The organism is Bosea sp. 124 (assembly GCF_003046175.1).
Taxonomy (GTDB): domain Bacteria; phylum Pseudomonadota; class Alphaproteobacteria; order Rhizobiales; family Beijerinckiaceae; genus Allobosea.
This window is the reverse complement of record NZ_PZZM01000001.1, coordinates 3,665,360-3,682,488: the sequence shown is the minus strand read 5'-3', so window position 1 is coordinate 3,682,488 and position 17,129 is coordinate 3,665,360. Positions and strand designations below refer to the sequence as shown.

At 67.2% G+C, this 17,129-nt stretch carries 20 protein-coding genes; 11 read left to right on the top strand and 9 right to left on the bottom strand.

The features are described from left to right. Positions 1–22: 22 nt before the first annotated feature. Complete coding sequence (locus tag C8D03_RS17425) at positions 23–658, bottom strand: pyridoxamine 5'-phosphate oxidase family protein (RefSeq protein ID WP_108048084.1); 636 nt, start codon at positions 656–658, stop codon at positions 23–25. A 201-nt stretch (positions 659–859) separates the two neighbouring features. Here C8D03_RS17425 and C8D03_RS17420 point away from each other — a divergent pair, with 201 nt between their 5' ends. Genes C8D03_RS17420 through C8D03_RS17405 form a run of 4 tightly spaced genes read left to right on the top strand, consistent with a single transcriptional unit; the run spans position 860 to position 3,533 of the window. After that, positions 860–1,333, top strand: a complete 474-nt coding sequence (locus C8D03_RS17420) for a hypothetical protein (RefSeq protein WP_108048082.1) — start codon at positions 860–862, stop codon at positions 1,331–1,333. 9 nt (positions 1,334–1,342) lie between these two features. Continuing rightward, positions 1,343–2,014, top strand: coding sequence for a ribonuclease T2 family protein (locus C8D03_RS17415; RefSeq protein WP_108048080.1), 672 nt, complete (start codon positions 1,343–1,345; stop codon positions 2,012–2,014). Positions 2,015–2,045: 31 nt separating this feature from the next. After that, complete coding sequence (locus C8D03_RS17410) at positions 2,046–2,897, top strand: 23S rRNA (adenine(2030)-N(6))-methyltransferase RlmJ (protein ID WP_108048079.1); 852 nt, start codon at positions 2,046–2,048, stop codon at positions 2,895–2,897. Between the two features lie 30 nt (positions 2,898–2,927). Continuing rightward, positions 2,928–3,533 carry a glutathione S-transferase gene (locus C8D03_RS17405; protein ID WP_108048077.1) on the top strand — a complete coding sequence of 202 codons (606 nt, stop codon included), beginning with the start codon at positions 2,928–2,930 and terminating at the stop codon, positions 3,531–3,533. A gap of 105 nt (positions 3,534–3,638) precedes the next feature. On the opposite strand, the gene C8D03_RS17400 is transcribed toward C8D03_RS17405, so the two are convergent. Further along, positions 3,639–4,295, bottom strand: a complete 657-nt coding sequence (locus C8D03_RS17400; protein ID WP_108048075.1) for an outer membrane protein — start codon at positions 4,293–4,295, stop codon at positions 3,639–3,641. Positions 4,296–4,664: 369 nt separating this feature from the next. Here C8D03_RS17400 and C8D03_RS17395 point away from each other — a divergent pair, with 369 nt between their 5' ends. Together C8D03_RS17395 and C8D03_RS17390 are read left to right on the top strand one after the other, a co-directional pair. Further along, a complete protein-coding gene (locus tag C8D03_RS17395) occupies positions 4,665–5,474 on the top strand; it encodes a glycosyltransferase family 2 protein (RefSeq protein WP_108048073.1) in 810 nt (269 codons plus the stop codon). After that, a complete protein-coding gene (locus C8D03_RS17390) occupies positions 5,467–6,213 on the top strand; it encodes an SDR family oxidoreductase (protein WP_108048071.1) in 747 nt (248 codons plus the stop codon). Before C8D03_RS17395 ends, C8D03_RS17390 begins: the two co-directional genes overlap by 8 nt. Positions 6,214–6,226: 13 nt before the next feature. Here C8D03_RS17390 and C8D03_RS17385 read toward each other — a convergent pair whose 3' ends face one another. The 6 genes from C8D03_RS17385 to C8D03_RS17360 all read right to left on the bottom strand — a co-directional run bounded on the left by C8D03_RS17385 (position 6,227) and on the right by C8D03_RS17360 (position 11,208). Next, positions 6,227–6,856 (bottom strand): 2-hydroxychromene-2-carboxylate isomerase, encoded by a 630-nt coding sequence (locus C8D03_RS17385; protein ID WP_108048069.1) that lies wholly within the window; start codon positions 6,854–6,856, stop codon positions 6,227–6,229. Between the two features lie 107 nt (positions 6,857–6,963). After that, a complete protein-coding gene (locus C8D03_RS17380) occupies positions 6,964–7,248 on the bottom strand; it encodes a hypothetical protein (protein ID WP_108048067.1) in 285 nt (94 codons plus the stop codon). Positions 7,249–7,361: 113 nt separating this feature from the next. Next, positions 7,362–8,126 carry a peptidoglycan editing factor PgeF gene (gene pgeF, locus C8D03_RS17375; protein ID WP_108051779.1) on the bottom strand — a complete coding sequence of 255 codons (765 nt, stop codon included), beginning with the start codon at positions 8,124–8,126 and terminating at the stop codon, positions 7,362–7,364. Positions 8,127–8,157: 31 nt separating this feature from the next. Next, entirely contained in the window at positions 8,158–9,261 is a 1,104-nt protein-coding gene (locus C8D03_RS17370) for a class I SAM-dependent methyltransferase (protein WP_108048065.1), read from the bottom strand. Continuing rightward, entirely contained in the window at positions 9,258–10,097 is an 840-nt protein-coding gene (gene lgt, locus C8D03_RS17365; RefSeq protein ID WP_181301064.1) for a prolipoprotein diacylglyceryl transferase, read from the bottom strand. Before lgt ends, C8D03_RS17370 begins: the two co-directional genes overlap by 4 nt. A gap of 91 nt (positions 10,098–10,188) precedes the next feature. Continuing rightward, positions 10,189–11,208 carry an NADP-dependent oxidoreductase gene (locus C8D03_RS17360; RefSeq protein WP_108048061.1) on the bottom strand — a complete coding sequence of 340 codons (1,020 nt, stop codon included), beginning with the start codon at positions 11,206–11,208 and terminating at the stop codon, positions 10,189–10,191. 128 nt (positions 11,209–11,336) lie between these two features. On the opposite strand from C8D03_RS17360, the gene uvrC reads away from it, so the two are divergent. The 5 genes from uvrC to C8D03_RS17335 all read left to right on the top strand — a co-directional run bounded on the left by uvrC (position 11,337) and on the right by C8D03_RS17335 (position 15,984). Next, positions 11,337–13,448 (top strand): excinuclease ABC subunit UvrC, encoded by a 2,112-nt coding sequence (gene uvrC / locus C8D03_RS17355; protein ID WP_248308512.1) that lies wholly within the window; start codon positions 11,337–11,339, stop codon positions 13,446–13,448. A gap of 88 nt (positions 13,449–13,536) precedes the next feature. After that, on the top strand, positions 13,537–14,148 hold the full coding sequence (gene pgsA / locus C8D03_RS17350) for a CDP-diacylglycerol--glycerol-3-phosphate 3-phosphatidyltransferase (protein ID WP_248308511.1): 612 nt from the start codon (positions 13,537–13,539) through the stop codon (positions 14,146–14,148). Continuing rightward, positions 14,145–14,444, top strand: a complete 300-nt coding sequence (moaD, locus tag C8D03_RS17345) for a molybdopterin converting factor subunit 1 (protein ID WP_108048055.1) — start codon at positions 14,145–14,147, stop codon at positions 14,442–14,444. Before pgsA ends, moaD begins: the two co-directional genes overlap by 4 nt. 8 nt (positions 14,445–14,452) lie before the next feature. After that, positions 14,453–14,911, top strand: coding sequence for a molybdenum cofactor biosynthesis protein MoaE (locus tag C8D03_RS17340; protein ID WP_181301062.1), 459 nt, complete (start codon positions 14,453–14,455; stop codon positions 14,909–14,911). After that, positions 14,908–15,984, top strand: a complete 1,077-nt coding sequence (locus C8D03_RS17335; protein WP_108048053.1) for a DUF1176 domain-containing protein — start codon at positions 14,908–14,910, stop codon at positions 15,982–15,984. Before C8D03_RS17340 ends, C8D03_RS17335 begins: the two co-directional genes overlap by 4 nt. 142 nt (positions 15,985–16,126) lie before the next feature. Here C8D03_RS17335 and C8D03_RS17330 read toward each other — a convergent pair whose 3' ends face one another. Next, the gene (locus C8D03_RS17330; protein WP_108048051.1) at positions 16,127–17,014 is read right to left on the bottom strand and encodes a branched-chain amino acid aminotransferase; all 888 of its coding nucleotides are present in this window, start codon (positions 17,012–17,014) and stop codon (positions 16,127–16,129) included. Positions 17,015–17,129: the final 115 nt, after the last annotated feature.

The following is a 17,129-nucleotide window of genomic DNA, read 5'->3' as shown; positions in this document are numbered from 1 at the left end:
GGCTGCCGCCTCGGGGCGCCGCTCAGTAAAGCCGCGTCCTGTAGCCCTCCTCGAGGCCGGCCTCGGCCTCCGCCACACCGATGGCCTTCGTCTGCTCGGCGACAATCCGGCCCAGCGACGGGAAGCTGCTGCGCTCGACCTGCGAGGACGGATCCCAGAGCTTCGAGCGGATCAGCGCCTTGCCGCAGTGGAAGAACGCCTCCTCGACCTCGACCAGCAGACCGAGCGTCGGCGTCCGCTCCTGCACGGTCGCAGGTTCGAGCAGGGCGGGGTCCCGCGTCAGCCGGGCGCGGCCGTTGACCCGCAATGTCTCGGCGATGCCCGGCACCATGAAGATCAGCCCGACGCCGGGCGCGGCCAGGACATTGCCGTAGCTGTCGACGCGGTTATTGCCACGCCTGTCGGGAATCAGCAGCGTGCGGTCGTCCAGCACCTCCACGAAGCCGGGCGCGTCGCCACGCGGGCTGGCATCGGCTCGCCCCGCCCCGTCGGCGCTCGCCAGGACGAGGAACGGCGAGAGCGCGATGAAGTCACGGCAGAACCCGTCGAGCCGGTCCAGAACCTTGCGCTCGGCCAGCGGGTGGAGCGTACCGATATGCGCCCTCAGCTCCGCCGGATCGGCAATGCGCGCTGCGATGTCGTCGAACTGCACGGTCATGTCGTCCTTCCTCCGGATCGCCGCGAGTGTCCCCGATCGGGCCCCGCCGCGCCAGCCGGGTGTTGCCCTGACGCTGCATCGGCGAATCGAAATGCCGCAATGCGCGTTGAGAAGGCCCGAATCGGCGCGCAGCGCTTGACCCTCGCGGCCGCCCCCGCCATCGTTCCACGAATCTTTGACCCTCTGCACGAGGCTTGCCCCATGCGCCGCGCTTTGCTGCGAACCGCCCTCGCCTCCCTCGCCGTACTCACGGCGGCTGTCTCGGCCGAGGCCTCGGGCGGACGCCAGGTCCACCCGGCCGATCGCGCCGAGAACCGCATCATCGCGATGAACGGCAACCTGCCGGCCTGCGACGACTCGGCCGTGCTCGGCGAGATCACGAGCTGGTTCAATTCGCGCGAGGCCAAATTCTGGGGCCCGCTCCAGGCCGTGGCCTATGACCGGATCCAGTCGATCGGCTTCCGTCCGCTCGGCGACGATTTCATTCCGCGCCGCTTCTGCACCGGCCGGATCGCACTCAACGACGGCACGCTGCACCGCATCGACTATTCGGTGCGCGAGGATCTCGGCCTCTTCAGCTGGACCTGGAACGTCAACTGGTGCGTCAGCGGTCTCGACCGTCACCGCAGCTACGCGCCCGACTGCCAGATGGCCCGGCCCGGCCCCGAGAAGTAACACCGCGCCGTGGCACCTGTGTGGGCCTGCCTGCGCCTGCTCGGTTTGCTCGCCGTCCTGACAAGTGCAGCCCAGGCACAGGGCCGCAACCAGCGTGGCGGCGAGCCCGGCGATTTCGACTTCTATGTCCTGGCCCTATCCTGGTCGCCCGGCTTCTGCGAACTCGACGGCGACCGTGACCGCAACCGCGAGCAATGCGCCGACGGGGCCGGCCTGCGCTTTGTCGTCCACGGCCTCTGGCCGCAGAACGAGCGCGGCTACCCGAGCGATTGCGGTCCGGCCGGGCGCACGCCCTCGCGAATCGCGCTCGAACAGGCGAAGGGCCTGTTTCCAACCGAGAGCCTCGCCCGCTACGAATGGCGCAAGCACGGCACCTGCTCGGGCGCGGGTCCGAGCGACTACTTCGCCGATGTCCGGCGCGCCCGTGACAGGATCGTGATTCCGCCTGTGCTCGCCAAGGCCGAGCGCAACCAGAACTGGACCGCAATCGATCTCGAACGGGCCTTCGTCGCCGCCAATCCCGGGTTGCGCACCGATATGATGTCGGTCGCCTGCAAGCGCGGCGTGCTGCAGGAGGTCCGCATCTGCCTGAGCAAGGACCTGCGCGATTTCCGCATGTGCCAGGAGGTCGACCGCTCCGGCTGCCGCACGCGCGACATCACCGTCGTCGCGCCGCGCTGACAGCGGCGGCAAAGCCGCGTAAGAGCGCGGGATGAATTATCGCCACGGCTTCCATGCCGGCAATTTCGCGGATGTCCTCAAGCACGTCGTGCTGATGCGCATCCTGACCCATCTCAACGGCAAGGCCACGCCCTATCGCGTCGTCGACACGCATGCCGGTGCGGGCCGCTACGATCTCGGCTCCGAAGAAGCGCTGCGGACGCATGAGTGGAAGGACGGCGTCGCGCGGCTCGACCTGTCGCCCCTGTCGCCGGCCGTCGAAGCGCTGCTCAAGCCGTGGCGCGACGCGGTCTCCGGCGCCCGCACGCTTTACGGCGCCGATGCCTATCCCGGTTCGCCCTGGCTCTGCCGGCAGGCCATGCGCGGTGATGACCGCCTGATCGCGGCCGAACTGCATCCGCAGACCCACAAGAAGCTTGTTCAGGTCATCGGCCGCGACGATCGCTGCAAGGCGCTGGCGATCGACGGCTGGAACGCGCTGCGCGGCAATGTCCCGCCGAAGGAGCGGCGCGGCCTCGTCCTGATCGATCCCCCCTTCGAGGAGAAGGACGAGTTCGCCACGCTGGAAGCGGAACTGATCGCCGCCCATCGCAAATGGCCGACGGGCATCTATGCGCTCTGGTATCCGGTCAAGGATCGGCTCGCCGTCGCGAATCTGCTTTCGGCCATAACCGCTGCCAGCATTGGCCGCCTGCTCCGGCTCGAGATCGACGTCGATCGGCCGGAGGCCGCCGGCGGCCTGAGCGCCACCGGCATGCTGGTGATCAATCCGCCCTGGCTGCTCGCGGAGGAAGCGCGGCTCCTGTTGCCCGCCCTGACGGAGCGCCTCGCCCAGGGGCCGCGCCCGCGCTATCTATGCGAGCCGATCCGCCCGGACGGCTGAACCGCCTGCTCTCGATCCAGGGTCTCATCCATGCTCATCCTGCGCTCCTCCCCCGCCTCCCCCTTCGGCCGCAAGGTCAAGATGGCGGCATCCGAACTCGGCCTGATGGACCGGATCGAGATCGTCGTGGCCGACACCAATGATCCAGCCGAGCCTCTCCGCCAGCAGAACCCGCTCGGGAAGATCCCGACTTTGGTGCTGGAAGACGGCACGACGCTGTTCGATTCGCGCGTCATCGTCGATTATCTCGACCATCTCGCCGGTGACGGCCGTCTCATCCCGGCCGGCAACGAGCGCTTCGTGCAGTTGCGGCTTCAGGCACTGGCCGACGGTCTCTGTGACGCGGCTCTGCTCCAGGTCTACGAAACGCGCTTCCGTCCGGAAGAAGGTCGCAATGCAGCCTGGGTCGCCAATCAGGTCGGCAAAGTCGCGCGCGCACTCGCCGCGCTCGAGGCAGCCCCGCCCACCTTCCCCGACCGGCCGCGGATCGGTGAGATCGCGCTCGCCTGCGCGCTCGGCTATCTCGACCTGCGCTTCGCCGGCGCTTGGCGCGCCGACCATCCGCGCCTCGTGGCCTGGCTCGATGCCTTCGCCGCCAGGGTCCCGGCCTTCGAAACCACGCGTTTCAAGGGCTGACCGGCAGATCTCTATCGCCGGAGATCGAAACGCGCCCCCCTAGACAACAAAAAACCCGGTGGCCGAAGCCACCGGGTTCAGAAGGTCCCCGGGAGGGGAGGCAGACTAGAACTTGTAGTTCAGGCCGGCGCGGACAACCGAGAAATCGGTGCCAACCTTGACGCCCGTGTTGAACACGCTCTTCTCGCCCAGATCGACGTAGAGATACTCGATCTTGGCAGTCCAGTTGTTGGTGAAGGCGTATTCGAGGCCGGCGCCGATGGCGTAGCCGCCGGTGTGGCTCTTGTCGGTCGAGCCGATGCCAGCGATCGTGGTCTTCACGTTGCCGTAAGCCCAACCACCGGTGACGTAGGGCATGAACCGGTCGAAGGCGAGGCCGGCGCGAACACGCACCGTGCCGAAGTAGTCGGTCCGGATGCGATCGCCGAAGCCGTTGCTGGCGCTCAGATCGGCACCCTGGATGTCAGCCTCGACGCCGAGGACGAACTGGCCCATCTGGTAGTTGTAGCCAACCTGTCCACCGCCCGTGAAGCCGTCGATGTCACCGATCGAAACGGTGCGGGGCAGGACGAAGGAACCGGCATTCACGTTGCCGAAAGCGTAACCGGCGTTGGCGCCGACGTAGAAGCCGGTCCAGGTGAAGACCGGAGCGTAGACCGGGGCGACGACGGGGCCCTTGCGGGACGGCAGATCGGCGGCAGAGGCGGCACCGGCAGCGACGAGGCCGATCGCCGCGACGCTCGAAAGCAGAAACTTCTTCATGATGGAACTCCTAGGGTCGTCGCTTTGCCGGTGAGGCCGGCGGGTGATGTCGATGGAATGGTTATAAGACCAGAAGTCGGCTTTGTCTGTTGCGGCGAAAACACATCTGCCGTGCAGACCGCGGCAGAAATGCGGCAAGATCGGGATGACTAGGGCAAATGCGTAAAGGCGGATTAGTGATTGTTAAAGCGCCCTGAATGGTAAATCGAATACTAATATAGCCGCGACACCCTTCGCCAACCCACACCACAAACGCGGCAGATCCCCCGAGGTTCCCAGTCTCGCCACAATTTCTCCACCACAGCTTGCGGCCCCTTCTGACGCGTGCTTAAGCCTTGATTGGTCAGGCAGACAAAACGAGACCTCTGGGTGCCACGTCTTTCGATTTTCATCATCGCACGCGATGAATCCGACCGCATCGCCCGCACGATCGAAGCGGTTCGCACCCTCAGCGATGACATCCTCGTGATCGATTCCGGCTCGACCGACGGCACGCAGGCGATCGCGGAAGCGCTCGGCGCTCGCGTCATCTTCAACCCCTGGCCCGGATACGGGCAGCAGAAGCGCTTCGCCGAGGAGCAGTGCCGCCATGACTGGCTGCTGAATCTCGATGCCGACGAGGTCGTGCCTGCGGACCTCGCCGCGGAGATCGCGAGCCTCTTCGCCAGCGGCGTGCCGGCGGCAGACGCCTATCAACTGCGCATCGCCGAGATCTTCCCGGGCGAGCGCGCGCCGCATCGCTTTGCCTATGCGCTCGCTCCCGTCCGGCTCTACCGCAAGGACAAGGGGCGCTATTCGCCCTCGCCGGTGCATGACCGGGTCGATCTGGTATCCGACGCGCGCATCGCGCGGCTCAGGGGCACGGTGCATCACTACTCGGTGCGCTCGCTCGGCGAACAGATGGCCAAGCTCAACAGCTACAGCGATGCCCAGGCCGACGATCTCGACAAGCGCGGCGTCTCGCTCTCGGTCTTCCGCCTCGTCGTCGAATTCCCGGCGAACTTCATCAAGGCCTATATCGGCCGCCGCCACGCCCTGCGCGGCGTCTACGGCTTCATGACCGCGATGAACTACGCCTTCTACCGCTATCTCAGGGTCGCCAAGCACTGGGAAAGGCGGCTGCAGCGCCGTTCGGCCGCTTCGGCATCACCTCCCCAACGCGAATCGCACGATGTCTGAGGTCGCGCTCGTCACGGGCGGGGCACGGCGCATCGGGCGCGCCATCGTCGAGCGGCTGGCCGGCGCCGGCTATGCGGTCGCGATCCATTGCGGCAGCGCCCGGCCCGAGGCCGAGGCGCTGGCCGGCGAAATCGCGCGGCAGGGCGGTCGCGCCATCGTGGTCGAGGCCGATCTCGCCGACGCCGCCGCCGTGGATGCGCTCATGCCAGCCGTCGAGGCCGCGCTCGGCCCGGTCACGCTGCTCGTCAACAACGCCTCGAGCTTCCTGATCGACGACCTCTGCGCGATCGACGTGCCGACTTGGAACCGGCAGTTCTCGATTAATCTGCGCGCACCTTCAGTCCTCGCCGGGGCGCTGGCCAACCGCCTGCCTGAAGACCGCCACGGCGCGATCGTCAACATCATCGACCAGCGCGTCTGGAAGCTGACGCCGCAGTATTATTCCTACACCCTGACCAAAGCCGCGCTGCTGACGGCGACCAAGACGATGGCGCAGGCGCTGGCGCCCCGCATCCGCGTCAACGCTGTCGGCCCCGGCCCGACACTGCCGAATTCCCATGACGGCGCCGAGGCGATGGAGCAGGAGGCCGCCGCCACCCTCCTGCAACGCAGGATCGATGCGCGCGAGATCGCCGAGGCCGTGCTCTATCTGGCGCAGGCGCGCTCGGTGACGGGCCAGATGATCGCCGTCGATGCCGGCCAGCATCTCGGCTGGCGCACGCCCGACATCGTCGGCTGAGGGGCTTGCCGGCTCAGGCGCCCGGATCCGGGCGATAGGCCACGCGGCCGCTGGCCAGCGCGCTGTCCAGCAGTTCGAGCCGGTCCTGCCCCCAGAACACCTCGCCATCGAGCACATAGCTCGGCGCGCCGAAGACACCCGCCTCTATCGCAGCCGCGATCGTGCCCTCGTAAAGCTGGCTGACCGCCTCGCTCTCTGCAGCCACGGCCAGCGCCTGCGCATCGAAGCCCGTGGCCCTCGCCACAGCGGCAATGGCTTCAGGTTGCGTCATGTCGTCGTTACGGGCCCAGACGCCCGCCATGATCTCCGCCATGAACCGGCCGGGATTGCCGCCAGCCTGCACGATCGCGATGAGGAAGCGATCGGCCAGCGCTGGATCGAACGGGAAATGCTTGGGTTGCAGTACGAGCGGCACCTTGCGGCGCTCGCGCCAGCGCTGCAGATCCATCAGGCGATAGCGCTGGCGCACCGGATGCCGCTTCGGCAGCGGCAGGCCGCCCGTCTCGTCGAACACGGCACGCAGCGGCACCGGCCGGTAGACGACGATGCAGCCGTGCCGCGCGGCGATATCGAGGAAGGTCGCATGGCCGAGATAGGTCCAGGGCGAGTGCAGCGAGAAATAATAGTCGACGGTGCGCGGCATGGCTGAAGTCGTTTCCGGAACAGGCAAGGTAGGGTCAGGGTCGTCCGAGCCACGGCGCCGATGCGCCGTGGCTCGGTATCGAGGCGGGCCAAAACCCGCGCCTCCGCTCAGGCGGCCTTGTTCTTCACCGCCCCGATGATAGCGGTCAGGACCGCGCCGCCGGCACCGCCGGCGATCAGGTTCGTCAGGATGCCGCCGACGCTGAGATTGCCGCCCTGCGCCGCCGCACTGATGGCGGGCAGGATGATCGGGATCAACTGGCCGAGAATGCCGCCCCCGACGAGGCCGGAGATGGTGTTGCCGATCGTTCCGAGGTCGAAGGTCGGAGACGCCTTGCCGGCGGCGTTGCCGCCGATCGCACCGGCGACGAGATTCATCAGGATCTGTTCCATGTCAGCCCCCAAACGCCATGGTTCATGGCCCTCGGACGATGACTCTCCTCGCACGCCCGCGCAACTCGCAAGAAAGCTCAATCACCAAGCAAAAGCCCTGACGAACAGCGTGCTCAGCCCAGCGTGATCGCCGAAATCAGCCGGCCGTAATCCGGCTCGGAGCGGTGGGTCGTCCGGCGATAGCTGAAGAAGCGCTGCTCGTCGCCATAGGTGCACAGCGCAAGATCGACGAAGCGGCCGATGCCCGCCTCCTGTGCCCTGAGCGCGATGAAGGCCGGCAGGTCGAACATCGCATGGGCCGGCCGTTCGGAGGCGATGAAGAAGCGCGCATAGGTCTGGTTTTCCGCCTTGAAACGCTCGACGAATTCGGGCCCGACCTCATAGGCCTTCGCGCTGATCGTCGGCCCGAGCACGGCGAGGATGCGCTCGCGCCGCGCACCGAGCTTCTCCATCGCGGTCACAGTCGCGGCGACGACGCCGGTGAAGGCGCCCTTCCAGCCGGAATGGGCCGCGCCGATGACGCGCGCCTCGCTGTCAGCGAACAGGATCGGCCCGCAATCGGCACTGGAAACGCCGAGCGCCACGCCGGGCGCGACGCTGACCATCGCATCTGCCTTCGGCCGTTCGCCCGTCCAGGGGCCGGTCACGATCGCCACATCGGCAGAATGTACCTGATAGAGGCTGACCAGATGCGAGGGCGCGACCGCAAGATGCGCCGCCATGCGGGCCCGGTTCTCCACGATCGCCTCGGGAGCGTCGGCAGAACCGAGGCCGCCATTCAGTGAAGCGTAGATGCCGCTGGAGACCCCGCCCTCACGCGTGAAGAAGGCATGGCGGATACCGGGTTCCGCGGCGAGGTCGGGCGAGAGAATGACCATGATGTCGTCCGTTGTGGCGGCGGTGGCAGCGTCAGCCCTGCTCTGGCAGCCGATGAAGGTCAAATCCGGGCAGCGGCAGCAGGGCGGGATGCGATAGCGCCAGAACCTTGAACAAATCGCCCATGCCCGTCTCGCCGCGCTGCGTCAGGCGGTCGAAGGCGGCGCCGATCGCCCGGGCCTGATCCGGTGTCGCCTTGCGCGACAGTGCCTGCGCCCGCTCGGCCAGCCCCAGCGTCAGCAGGAAATCGCCTTGCCGCGCTGGCCCATGCGCCGCCGCTCCCGCACGCAACCCCGCCTGCCCCATCCGGGCGAAATCGACATGGACCGTCAGGTCCGCCTCACCGGGCCCGGCCAGAAGATCGACGAAGCGGTGCCGGGCCATCGCCTGCAGCGTATCGCCGAAGCCCGACTCTGCCGGTCCGTAATCGATGAAGAGCGCGCCGCCGCCGAAGCTTGCGACATGACTGGCAACCTCCGACACAAGGCCGAGCGCCGCAGCCGGTTGCTCCAGAATGGCGCCTTCCTGCCCCGTCATGGGCGGGGATGCGCCGCCGGACGGCGCCTCGCCCGCGAGCCCAAAGACCAGCCCACCCTCACCATCGAGCCCGACCAGCCGCTCGCGCCAGCCCTGCGGCGTCATGACGAACTGATCGAGCGGCAGCGCATCCAGCAACTCGTTGGCGATGACGATCACCGGCCCGTCCAGCGCCGTCTCGACGCGCTCATGCCATTGCGGTTCGGCCTTGCCGGCCAGCGTCGCCGCCTGGACATTCCGCAGCACGGGACTGGTCTCGACCAGATGGACCGACGCTGCCAGGTGAAAACCGGGCAGGATCCGCGTCGCGCGCAGCATGTCGGCCATCAGCGTGCCACGGCCGGGTCCAAGTTCAACCAGCGCAAACCGCGACGGCGCGCCCATCGCCTGCCAGAGATGGCCCGCCCAGAGCCCGATCATCTCGCCGAACATCTGGCTGATCTCGGGTGCGGTGGTGAAGTCGCCCTCCGCTCCGAAGGGATCGCGCGTCATGTAGTAGCCATGGCGCGGATGGCAGAGCGCGAGCGCCATATAGCGCGAGACCGGGATCGGCCCCTCGTCAGTGATCAGGCGGATGAGCTCCGCCTTCAGACCGCTCACGCGGCGGCCCGCGGCGCGCGCAGCGCCAGCACGAGCCCGGCAGCGAAGAGCGGCAGCGACAAAAGCATGCCCATCGTGATCCCGCCCGACAGCGCATCGACCGAACTGCCGAACAGGAAGCCGAGCTGCGGATCGGGCTCGCGGAAGAATTCGCAGACGATGCGGGCGACGGCATAGCCCATGCCGAACACACCCGCGACCAGCCCCGGGCGCTTGAGGCCGCCGGCCCGCACCAGCAAAGCCAGCAGGATGAACAGCAGCACGCCCTCGCCTAGCGCCTCGTAAAGCTGGCTCGGATGGCGCGGCAGCGGCCCGCCATTCGGAAATACCATCGCCCAGGGCAGGTCCGGCGCCGGCCGGCCCCAGAGCTCGGCATTGATGAAATTGGCGATGCGGCCGAGGAAGAGCCCGATCGGCACGACCGCGGCGGCGAGGTCGAAGACCGACAGCGCAGGATAGCCGCGCCGCCGTGCGAACAGCCACAGCCCCGTCGCGGCCCCGATCAGCCCGCCATGGAAGGACATGCCGCCCTGCCAGATCGCGATGATGTCCTGCGGCCGGGCAAGATAGCGCTGCAGGTCGTAGAACAGCACGAAGCCGAGCCGCCCGCCGAGCACTACGCCGAGCGCGACGAAGAGCAGCATGTCGTCGAGTTCGTCGGCCTTCGGCCGGGCGCGCCCGGCCCAGAGCGGATCGGCCGAAACCAGCCGGCGCGCATACCACCAGCCGCCGAGCAGACCGACGACATAGGCCAGCCCATACCATTTGACAGAAAGCGGCCCGAGCTGCAACGCGACCGGATCGATCATCGGGAAGGCGATGGCGAATGTGGGCATGGGCAGGGTCCGGTGGCGGGCGCAAGGTGATGGCCACCCGCCCGCCGCGTGGTCAAGCGAAAAGGCGTCGGCTCCCGCCAGCCGGGCTGCTTCAGATCTTCACGATCAGCTTGCCGAAATTCCTGCCCTCGAGCAGCCCGATGAAGGCCTCAGGCGCCTGATCAAGCCCGTCGACGATGTCCTCCTTGAACTTCACAGCGCCGCTGGCGATCCACGCCGCCATCTCCCGCTCGAAGGCCGGGCGCTGCTCGGCCACGAATTCGCGCTGGATGAAGCCGCGGATCGTCAGGCTCTTCGACAAAACCTGGCGCATCACGATGGGCAGACGGTCGGGCCCCTCGAAATCGCCGCTGCTGTTGTATTGCGCCACCAGTCCGCAGACCGGGATGCGGGCGAATGGATTGAGCAACGGAAACACCGCCTCCCAGACCTTGCCGCCGACATTCTCGAAATAGACGTCGATGCCATCGGGGCAGGCCGCCGCGAGTTGCGCCGCCAGATCCGGCGCCCGATGATCGACCACCACGTCGAAGCCGAAGGTCTCGCGCACGAAGGCGCATTTCTCCGGCCCGCCGGCAATCCCGACCGCCCTTGCGCCCTTGATTCGCGCGATCTGCCCGACCGCCGAGCCGACGGGTCCGCTCGCCGCTGCGACGACGACCGTCTCGCCCGGCTTCGGCTGTCCGATCGTCAGAAGCCCGGCATAGGCTGTGAAGCCCGGCATGCCGAGCACGCCGAGCGCGGTCGTGAGCGGCGCGGCGGCTGGATCGAGCTTGCGCAACTGGTCGCCATGGGCCAGCGCATGCGACTGCCAGCCGGAATGAGACAGCACGACATCGCCCGCCTTGAAGCCCGGATGACGGCTCTCCAGCACCTCGGCGACCGTCCCGCCCTCCATCACCTGGCCGATCTCGACCGGCGCGGAATAGGATTTCGCCGCGCTCATACGACCGCGCATATACGGGTCGAGCGAAAGATAGAGGATCTTCAGCAGAACCTGCCCCTCGGCAGGCACGGGGACCGCCGCCCGCTCCAACCGGAAGTTCGACGGAGCCGGCCGCCCCTCAGGTCGCGAGGCCAGAACGATCTGCTGCTTTTCGGAAGATGACATGAAGGCCTCGCGCGCTGCTGTTGGTCGGACATGGCGACGTGGCTGCACGGGATCAAGCGACTGTCGCGTCCGCGCCGCATCGACACTGCTGACATGACGAAACGCCTCGCGCATCCTACATGCGTCCTATGAATCGCCAACCGCCCGAAGACCTGCCGGAGACCGAGATCGAAACGGAGGCGGAGGATACCCTCCCCGCCCCGGCGCTTGATCTCGGCGAAACCGCGCCGGGCGCGCTGAAGGCCGGCATCGAGGTCATCGCCGGCTTCGCCAGGCATCTGCCCAACAAGCCCGGCGTCTACCGCATGTTCGATCGCGCCGGCGAGGTGCTCTATGTCGGCAAGGCCAAGAGCCTGAAGAACCGCGTCACCGCCTATGCCCGCGGCATGGCCCACACCAACGCCGTCGCCCGCATGATCGCCGAGACGGCGAACATGGAATTCGTCACCACGGGGACGGAAACCGAAGCGCTGCTGCTCGAATCCAACCTGATCAAGCAGCTCAGGCCGCGCTACAACGTGCTGCTGCGCGACGACAAGAGCTTCCCCTACATCCTGCTGACCGGCGACCATGAGGCGCCGCAGATCGCCAAGCATCGCGGCTCGCGCCAGCGCAAGGGCGATTATTTCGGCCCCTTCGCCTCGGTCTGGGCGGTGGAACGCACCATCGATGCGTTGCAGAAGGCCTTCCTGCTGCGCTCCTGCACCGACTCGTTCTACGAGAACCGCACGCGCCCCTGCCTGCTTTTCCAGATCAAGCGCTGCGCCGGCCCCTGCACCGGCGAAATCGCCATCCCCGAATACCAGGCGCTCGCCAGCCAGGCGCGCGACTTCCTCTCCGGACGCTCGTCGAGCGTGAAGCAGTTGCTGTCCGCCCGGATGCAGGATGCGGCCGAGAACCTCGAATTCGAGAAGGCGGCGCGCTATCGCGACCGGCTGGCGGCGCTCTCGGCCGTGCAGGCCGGGCAGGACATCAACACGCAAGGCGTCGAGGAGGCGGATGTCTTCGCCATCGACGAGCAGGCCGGACAGTTCTGCGTCGAGATCTTCTTCTTCCGCAACAAGCAGAACTGGGGCAACCGCGCCCTGTTTCCACGCGCCGACCGCAGCCTGACGCCGGAGGAGGTGCTGGCCTCCGTCGTGACCCAGTTCTACGACGACAAGCCGCCGCCCCGCCTCGTGCTGCTCTCGCATCCGGTCGAGGAGATCGAACTGATCGCGCAGGCGCTCTCGGCCCGGGCCGGCCGCAAGGTCGAGGTTGCCCACCCCAGACGCGGCGAGCGGGTCGATCTCGTCGAGCACGCGCGCAAGAACGCCCGCGAAGCGCTTTCGCGCAAGCTCGCCGACAATGCCGGACAGAGTTCGCTGCTGGCTGCGCTCGGCGCCGCCTTCGGCATGGCAAAGGCGCCACGCCGGGTCGAGGTCTACGACAATTCGCACATCATGGGCACCAACGCTGTCGGCGGCATGGTCGTGGCCGGCAAGGACGGCTTCATGAAGAGCCACTACCGCACTTTCAACATCTCCGCCGACACCATCGCCGGCGACGATTTCGGCATGATGCGTGAGGTGCTGCAGCGCAGATTTGCGCGGCTGGCGAAGGAGGCTGGCGCGCATCCGACAACCGCGACCGACTCTCCTCCCCCTGGTGGGGAGGAGTTGGAGGTGGGGGGCGTCCCGCTTGGCGAGGGCTCACTGAGCGGCGCGCCCCCCATCCCTCTCCCTTCCCCACCAGAGGGAAGGGAAGCGCCCGTGCAAGCAGCCGAAGCAGCTGACGATGACGTCTTCCCGTCGCGCCCCGATCTCGTCATCGTAGACGGCGGCAAGGGCCAGTTCGAAGCCGCCCGCAAGATCATGGCCGAACTCGGCGGCGGCGACATTCCGCTCGTCGCCATCGCCAAAGGCGCCGACCGCAACGCCATGCGCGAGACCTTCCACATGATCGGCCGCGAGCCCTTCAAGCTGCCGCCGCGCGATCCGGCGCTCTACTTCATCCAGCGCCTGCGCGACGAAGCCCATCGTTTCGCCATCGGCACGCACCGGGCGCGGCGCAAGAAGGACACGATGAAAAACCCGCTCGACGAGATTCCGGGCATCGGTCCCTCGCGCAAACGGGCGCTGCTGCTGCATTTCGGGACGGTCAAGGCGATCCAGCGCGCCAAGCTCGACGATCTGATGCGGACGCCCGGCGTCAACGCCGCCACTGCCAGGGCGGTGCATGACTATTTCCATGATGCATGAGCCCGCGTCGCGGCTTTCCGCCGCGCATGACGGCGATCTCGGCTTTGCGTGTTGACGCTGTCATGCGCCCGCTGCTTTGGTGATGGCCGTGACGATTCTTCCAGACGCCATCAGGCGGCGCGGACCCTGGTCCCTGCCGAACCTGCTCACCTACGGCCGGATCCTGGCGATTCCGGCGTTGGTGGCGATATTGTTCTGGCCGCGCGACGACTGGATGCGCTGGCTGGCGCTGGGCATCTACACGCTGGCCGCCGTGACAGATTATCTCGACGGCTACATCGCCCGCGCCTGGAGCCAGCAATCGGCGATCGGCCGCATGCTCGATCCGATAGCCGACAAGCTGCTCGTCTGCGCGCTGCTGCTGATGCTGGTGGCCGACGGCACCATCCATGGCTGGTCGCTCTGGGCGGCCATCGTCATTCTCTGCCGCGAGATCCTGGTCTCCGGCCTGCGCGAGTTCCTGGCCGAGTTGAAGGTGAGCGTCCCGGTCAGCCGGATCGCCAAATGGAAGACCACGGCGCAGCTGCTGGCGCTGGGCTTCCTGGTCGCAGGTCCCGCGGGCGACAAGGTGCTGCCGCACAACACCCAGATCGGCATCGTGATGTTGTGGGTCGCGGCCGCGCTGACCATCTATACGGGCTGGGATTATTTCAACGCCGGCATCCGCCACATGGTTGAGGAGGACGCGCGCACGCCATGACGCAAGTTCTCGCGACATCAGCGCCGGAAGCCGCAGTCCACACTGTCAGGCTGGTCTATTTCGCCTGGGTGCGCGAGCGTGTCGGCCTGGCCGAGGAGCAGGTCGCACTGCCCGCCGGCACCGAAACGGTGCTCGATCTCGTGCGCTGGCTGAAGGGCCGCGACGAGGGCTATGCGGCCGCATTCGCCAACGAGACGCTGGTGCGCGCCGCCGTCAACCAGACCCATGTGAAGCCGGGGGCGAGCCTCGAAGGTGCCCGCGAGATCGCCTTCTTTCCGCCCATGACGGGCGGCTGAGGCTCGCCATGATGCCGGTGGTGCGGATCCAGCGGGAGGATTTCGATCTCGCCGCCGAGCTTGCCGCGCTGTCGGCCGGCCGCCGCGACATCGGCGCCGTCGTCAGTTTCACCGGCCTGTGCCGCGACGAGGGTGGCAGGCTCGCCGCGCTTGAGCTCGAGCATTATCCCGGCATGGCCGAGGCGGAGATCGTGAGCGTCGCCGCCGAGGCTACCGCACGCTGGCCGCTCCATGGGCTGCTCGCGATCCATCGCTACGGGCTGGTCGCGCCGGGCGAGCAGATCGTGCTCGTCATCACGGCCTCCGCCCATCGCCGCGCCGCCTTCGAGGCCGCCGACTTCCTGATGGATTATCTCAAGACCCGCGCGCCCTTCTGGAAGCGCGAGCATCTCGTCGACGGCACGACGGGCGGCTGGGTCGAGGCCAAGGCGAGCGACGACGAGGCGGCAGGCCGGTGGGAACGATGACGCATGCCGGAAGACTGGTCCTGGCGCTTCTGACCGGCGCTGCCTTCAGCGCGCAGGCCCAGGCCGCGCCGCTCGCCAGCAAGACCTTCCGCGATTGGGTCGCTGGCTGCGACAACCTGAAGAGCTGCACCGCGCTTTCGCTGCCTGGCGAGGCAGACGAGCACGTCGCCTTGCTCAAGCTCGAACGGCCGGCCGGCCCCGACGGCGTGGCCAGGCTTGAGGTCAGGGTCAGGGCCGATAGGCTGCAGGCTCCGCTCGCAGCCGATCTCACGATCGACGACGCAGCCTTTCCGGTCGCCGGAAAGCGCCTCGCTGCCACGATCGTCGATGAGGAGAACGCCACCATCGCGCTCTCGCCCGCCGAGACGGAGGCGTTGGTCGCAGCCGCACGCAAGGGGACGAAGCTCGTCGTGACGCTCGCGGGCAAGAGCTACGACGTCTCGCTTGCCGGCTCCGTCGCCGCGATGCTCTGGATCGACGAACAGCAGGGCAGGCTCAACACCACCTCGGCGCTGATCCGGAAGGGTCCGGGCTCGGCGGTCCCGGCCGCGCCGCCGCTGCCGGTCGTCACGGCGAAAGGGTCGGCGCTGCCCGCGATTTCGGCCCGGTCGGCCAAGGCGCTGACCGCAGCGTTGCGCAAGCATCTCAAGAAGCTCGGTCCGGATCTTTGCGAGGAGAGCCCCGCCGATCTGGCGGATGTCGAGAATGCCTGGCCGCTCGATGGAGGAACCCGCCTGGTCGGCCTGCTCTGCTCGCGCGGGGCCTATAATCTCTCGACCGGCTTCTGGATCGTGCCGGGCACGGACGTCGCCAAGGCGCGCAAGGCCATCTTCCCGCAACTGGATGGCGGCAAGGACAACATGCTCGTCAACGCCGAATTCGATCAGGCCAGCGGCCAGGTCAGCTTCTACAACAAGGGCCGCGGCATCGGCGATTGCGGCGCGAACGGCAATTATGCCTGGACGGGCTCGAGCTTCGTCCTGACCGCGTTCCAGGCCATGGACGAGTGCAAGGGACTGACCGGCGACAATTGGATCACGCTGTTTCGCAGCGAGATGAAGGTCGCAAAGTAGCGCGAACGCCCTCCCCATCATGGTCGGTTGTCCCGAGCATCCACGTCTTCGCCCGTCGAGCCCTATGACAAAGACGTGGATGCTCGCCACCAGGGCGAGCATGACGGCAGACGCAAGTCGCCTGCGAACAAGCCGGACGCGCTTAAGCCGCTTTCGACTTCGGCCTGACCGAGTCGGAGTAATCCTCCATGATCACCTTGCCCATATTGCCGGTGATGAAGGAGTAAGGGCCGATCTCGGAGACCAGCGTCACCTCGGCGGCCGAGCCGGTGATGAAGCACTCGTTGAAGCCTTCCAGCTCCTCCGGGCGGATGCGGCGCTCGACCACCTCGAAACCGCGCTTCCTGCACTGCTCGATCACCGACTGGCGGGTGATGCCGTTCAGGAAGCGGTCGGCCAGCGGGGTGTGGATCACGCCATCCTTGATGAAGAAGATGTTGGCGCCGGTGCATTCGGCGACATTGCCTTCCCAGTCGAGCATCATCGCATCGGCATAGCCGGCACGCTCCGCCTTGTGCTTCGATAGCGAGCAGATCATGTAGAGCCCCGCCGCCTTGGCATGGACCGGCGCGCAGGCCGGGTCGGGCCGGCGATAGGCCGCAACGTCCAGGCGCACGCCCTTCAGTTTCTGCGCCATGTCGAACATGCTCGGCCACTCCCAGACCGCGATCGCGGTATGGATCGTGTTGTTGATGCCTGAGACCGCCATCATCTCCGAGCCGCGCCAGGCGACCGGGCGGAGATAGGCGTCCTTCAGCCCGTTCTCCTTCAGGCAGAGTTCCTTGGCGGCATCGAGTTCCGCGACCGACCAGGGGATCGTGAAATCCATGATCTCGGCCGACGCATGGAAGCGCTGCGAATGCTCGGTGCCCTTGTAGATCACGCCGTCATAGGAGCGCTCGCCCTCGAACACGCAGGAGCCGTAGTGCAGCCCATGGGTCAGTACGTGAATCTTCGCGTCCTTCCACGGCACGAGCTTGCCGTCGAACCAGATGACGCCGTCGCGCTGGTCGAATGGAATGACTGACATGGGGTGCTCCTCTTGGCACGTCCGGCCTTGGTGATCCGTTTCGCTCCGAACACCGTCACCATGACGGGACGAGGCGAAGGACCGGAATGATAGTGCGCTGCAACATCGTCTTGCG

What these genes read in the sequence shown, in the direction of transcription:
- C8D03_RS17380 (WP_108048067.1), bottom strand. Translation starts at nt 7,248, where the DNA reads ATGGAACAGATCCTGATGAATCTCGTCGCCGGTGCGATCGGCGGCAAC.
- C8D03_RS17385 (WP_108048069.1), bottom strand. Translation starts at nt 6,856, where the DNA reads ATGCCGCGCACCGTCGACTATTATTTCTCGCTGCACTCGCCCTGGACC.
- C8D03_RS17360 (WP_108048061.1), bottom strand. Translation starts at nt 11,208, where the DNA reads ATGTCATCTTCCGAAAAGCAGCAGATCGTTCTGGCCTCGCGACCTGAG.
- moaD (WP_108048055.1), top strand. Translation starts at nt 14,145, where the DNA reads ATGACGCAAGTTCTCGCGACATCAGCGCCGGAAGCCGCAGTCCACACT.
- C8D03_RS17405 (WP_108048077.1), top strand. Translation starts at nt 2,928, where the DNA reads ATGCTCATCCTGCGCTCCTCCCCCGCCTCCCCCTTCGGCCGCAAGGTC.
- C8D03_RS17330 (WP_108048051.1), bottom strand. Translation starts at nt 17,014, where the DNA reads ATGTCAGTCATTCCATTCGACCAGCGCGACGGCGTCATCTGGTTCGAC.
- C8D03_RS17390 (WP_108048071.1), top strand. Translation starts at nt 5,467, where the DNA reads ATGTCTGAGGTCGCGCTCGTCACGGGCGGGGCACGGCGCATCGGGCGC.
- C8D03_RS17420 (WP_108048082.1), top strand. Translation starts at nt 860, where the DNA reads ATGCGCCGCGCTTTGCTGCGAACCGCCCTCGCCTCCCTCGCCGTACTC.
- lgt (WP_181301064.1), bottom strand. Translation starts at nt 10,097, where the DNA reads ATGCCCACATTCGCCATCGCCTTCCCGATGATCGATCCGGTCGCGTTG.
- C8D03_RS17335 (WP_108048053.1), top strand. Translation starts at nt 14,908, where the DNA reads ATGACGCATGCCGGAAGACTGGTCCTGGCGCTTCTGACCGGCGCTGCC.
- pgeF (WP_108051779.1), bottom strand. Translation starts at nt 8,126, where the DNA reads ATGGTCATTCTCTCGCCCGACCTCGCCGCGGAACCCGGTATCCGCCAT.
- C8D03_RS17400 (WP_108048075.1), bottom strand. Translation starts at nt 4,295, where the DNA reads ATGAAGAAGTTTCTGCTTTCGAGCGTCGCGGCGATCGGCCTCGTCGCT.
- uvrC (WP_248308512.1), top strand. Translation starts at nt 11,337, where the DNA reads ATGAATCGCCAACCGCCCGAAGACCTGCCGGAGACCGAGATCGAAACG.
- C8D03_RS17410 (WP_108048079.1), top strand. Translation starts at nt 2,046, where the DNA reads ATGAATTATCGCCACGGCTTCCATGCCGGCAATTTCGCGGATGTCCTC.
- C8D03_RS17425 (WP_108048084.1), bottom strand. Translation starts at nt 658, where the DNA reads ATGACCGTGCAGTTCGACGACATCGCAGCGCGCATTGCCGATCCGGCG.
- C8D03_RS17340 (WP_181301062.1), top strand. Translation starts at nt 14,453, where the DNA reads ATGATGCCGGTGGTGCGGATCCAGCGGGAGGATTTCGATCTCGCCGCC.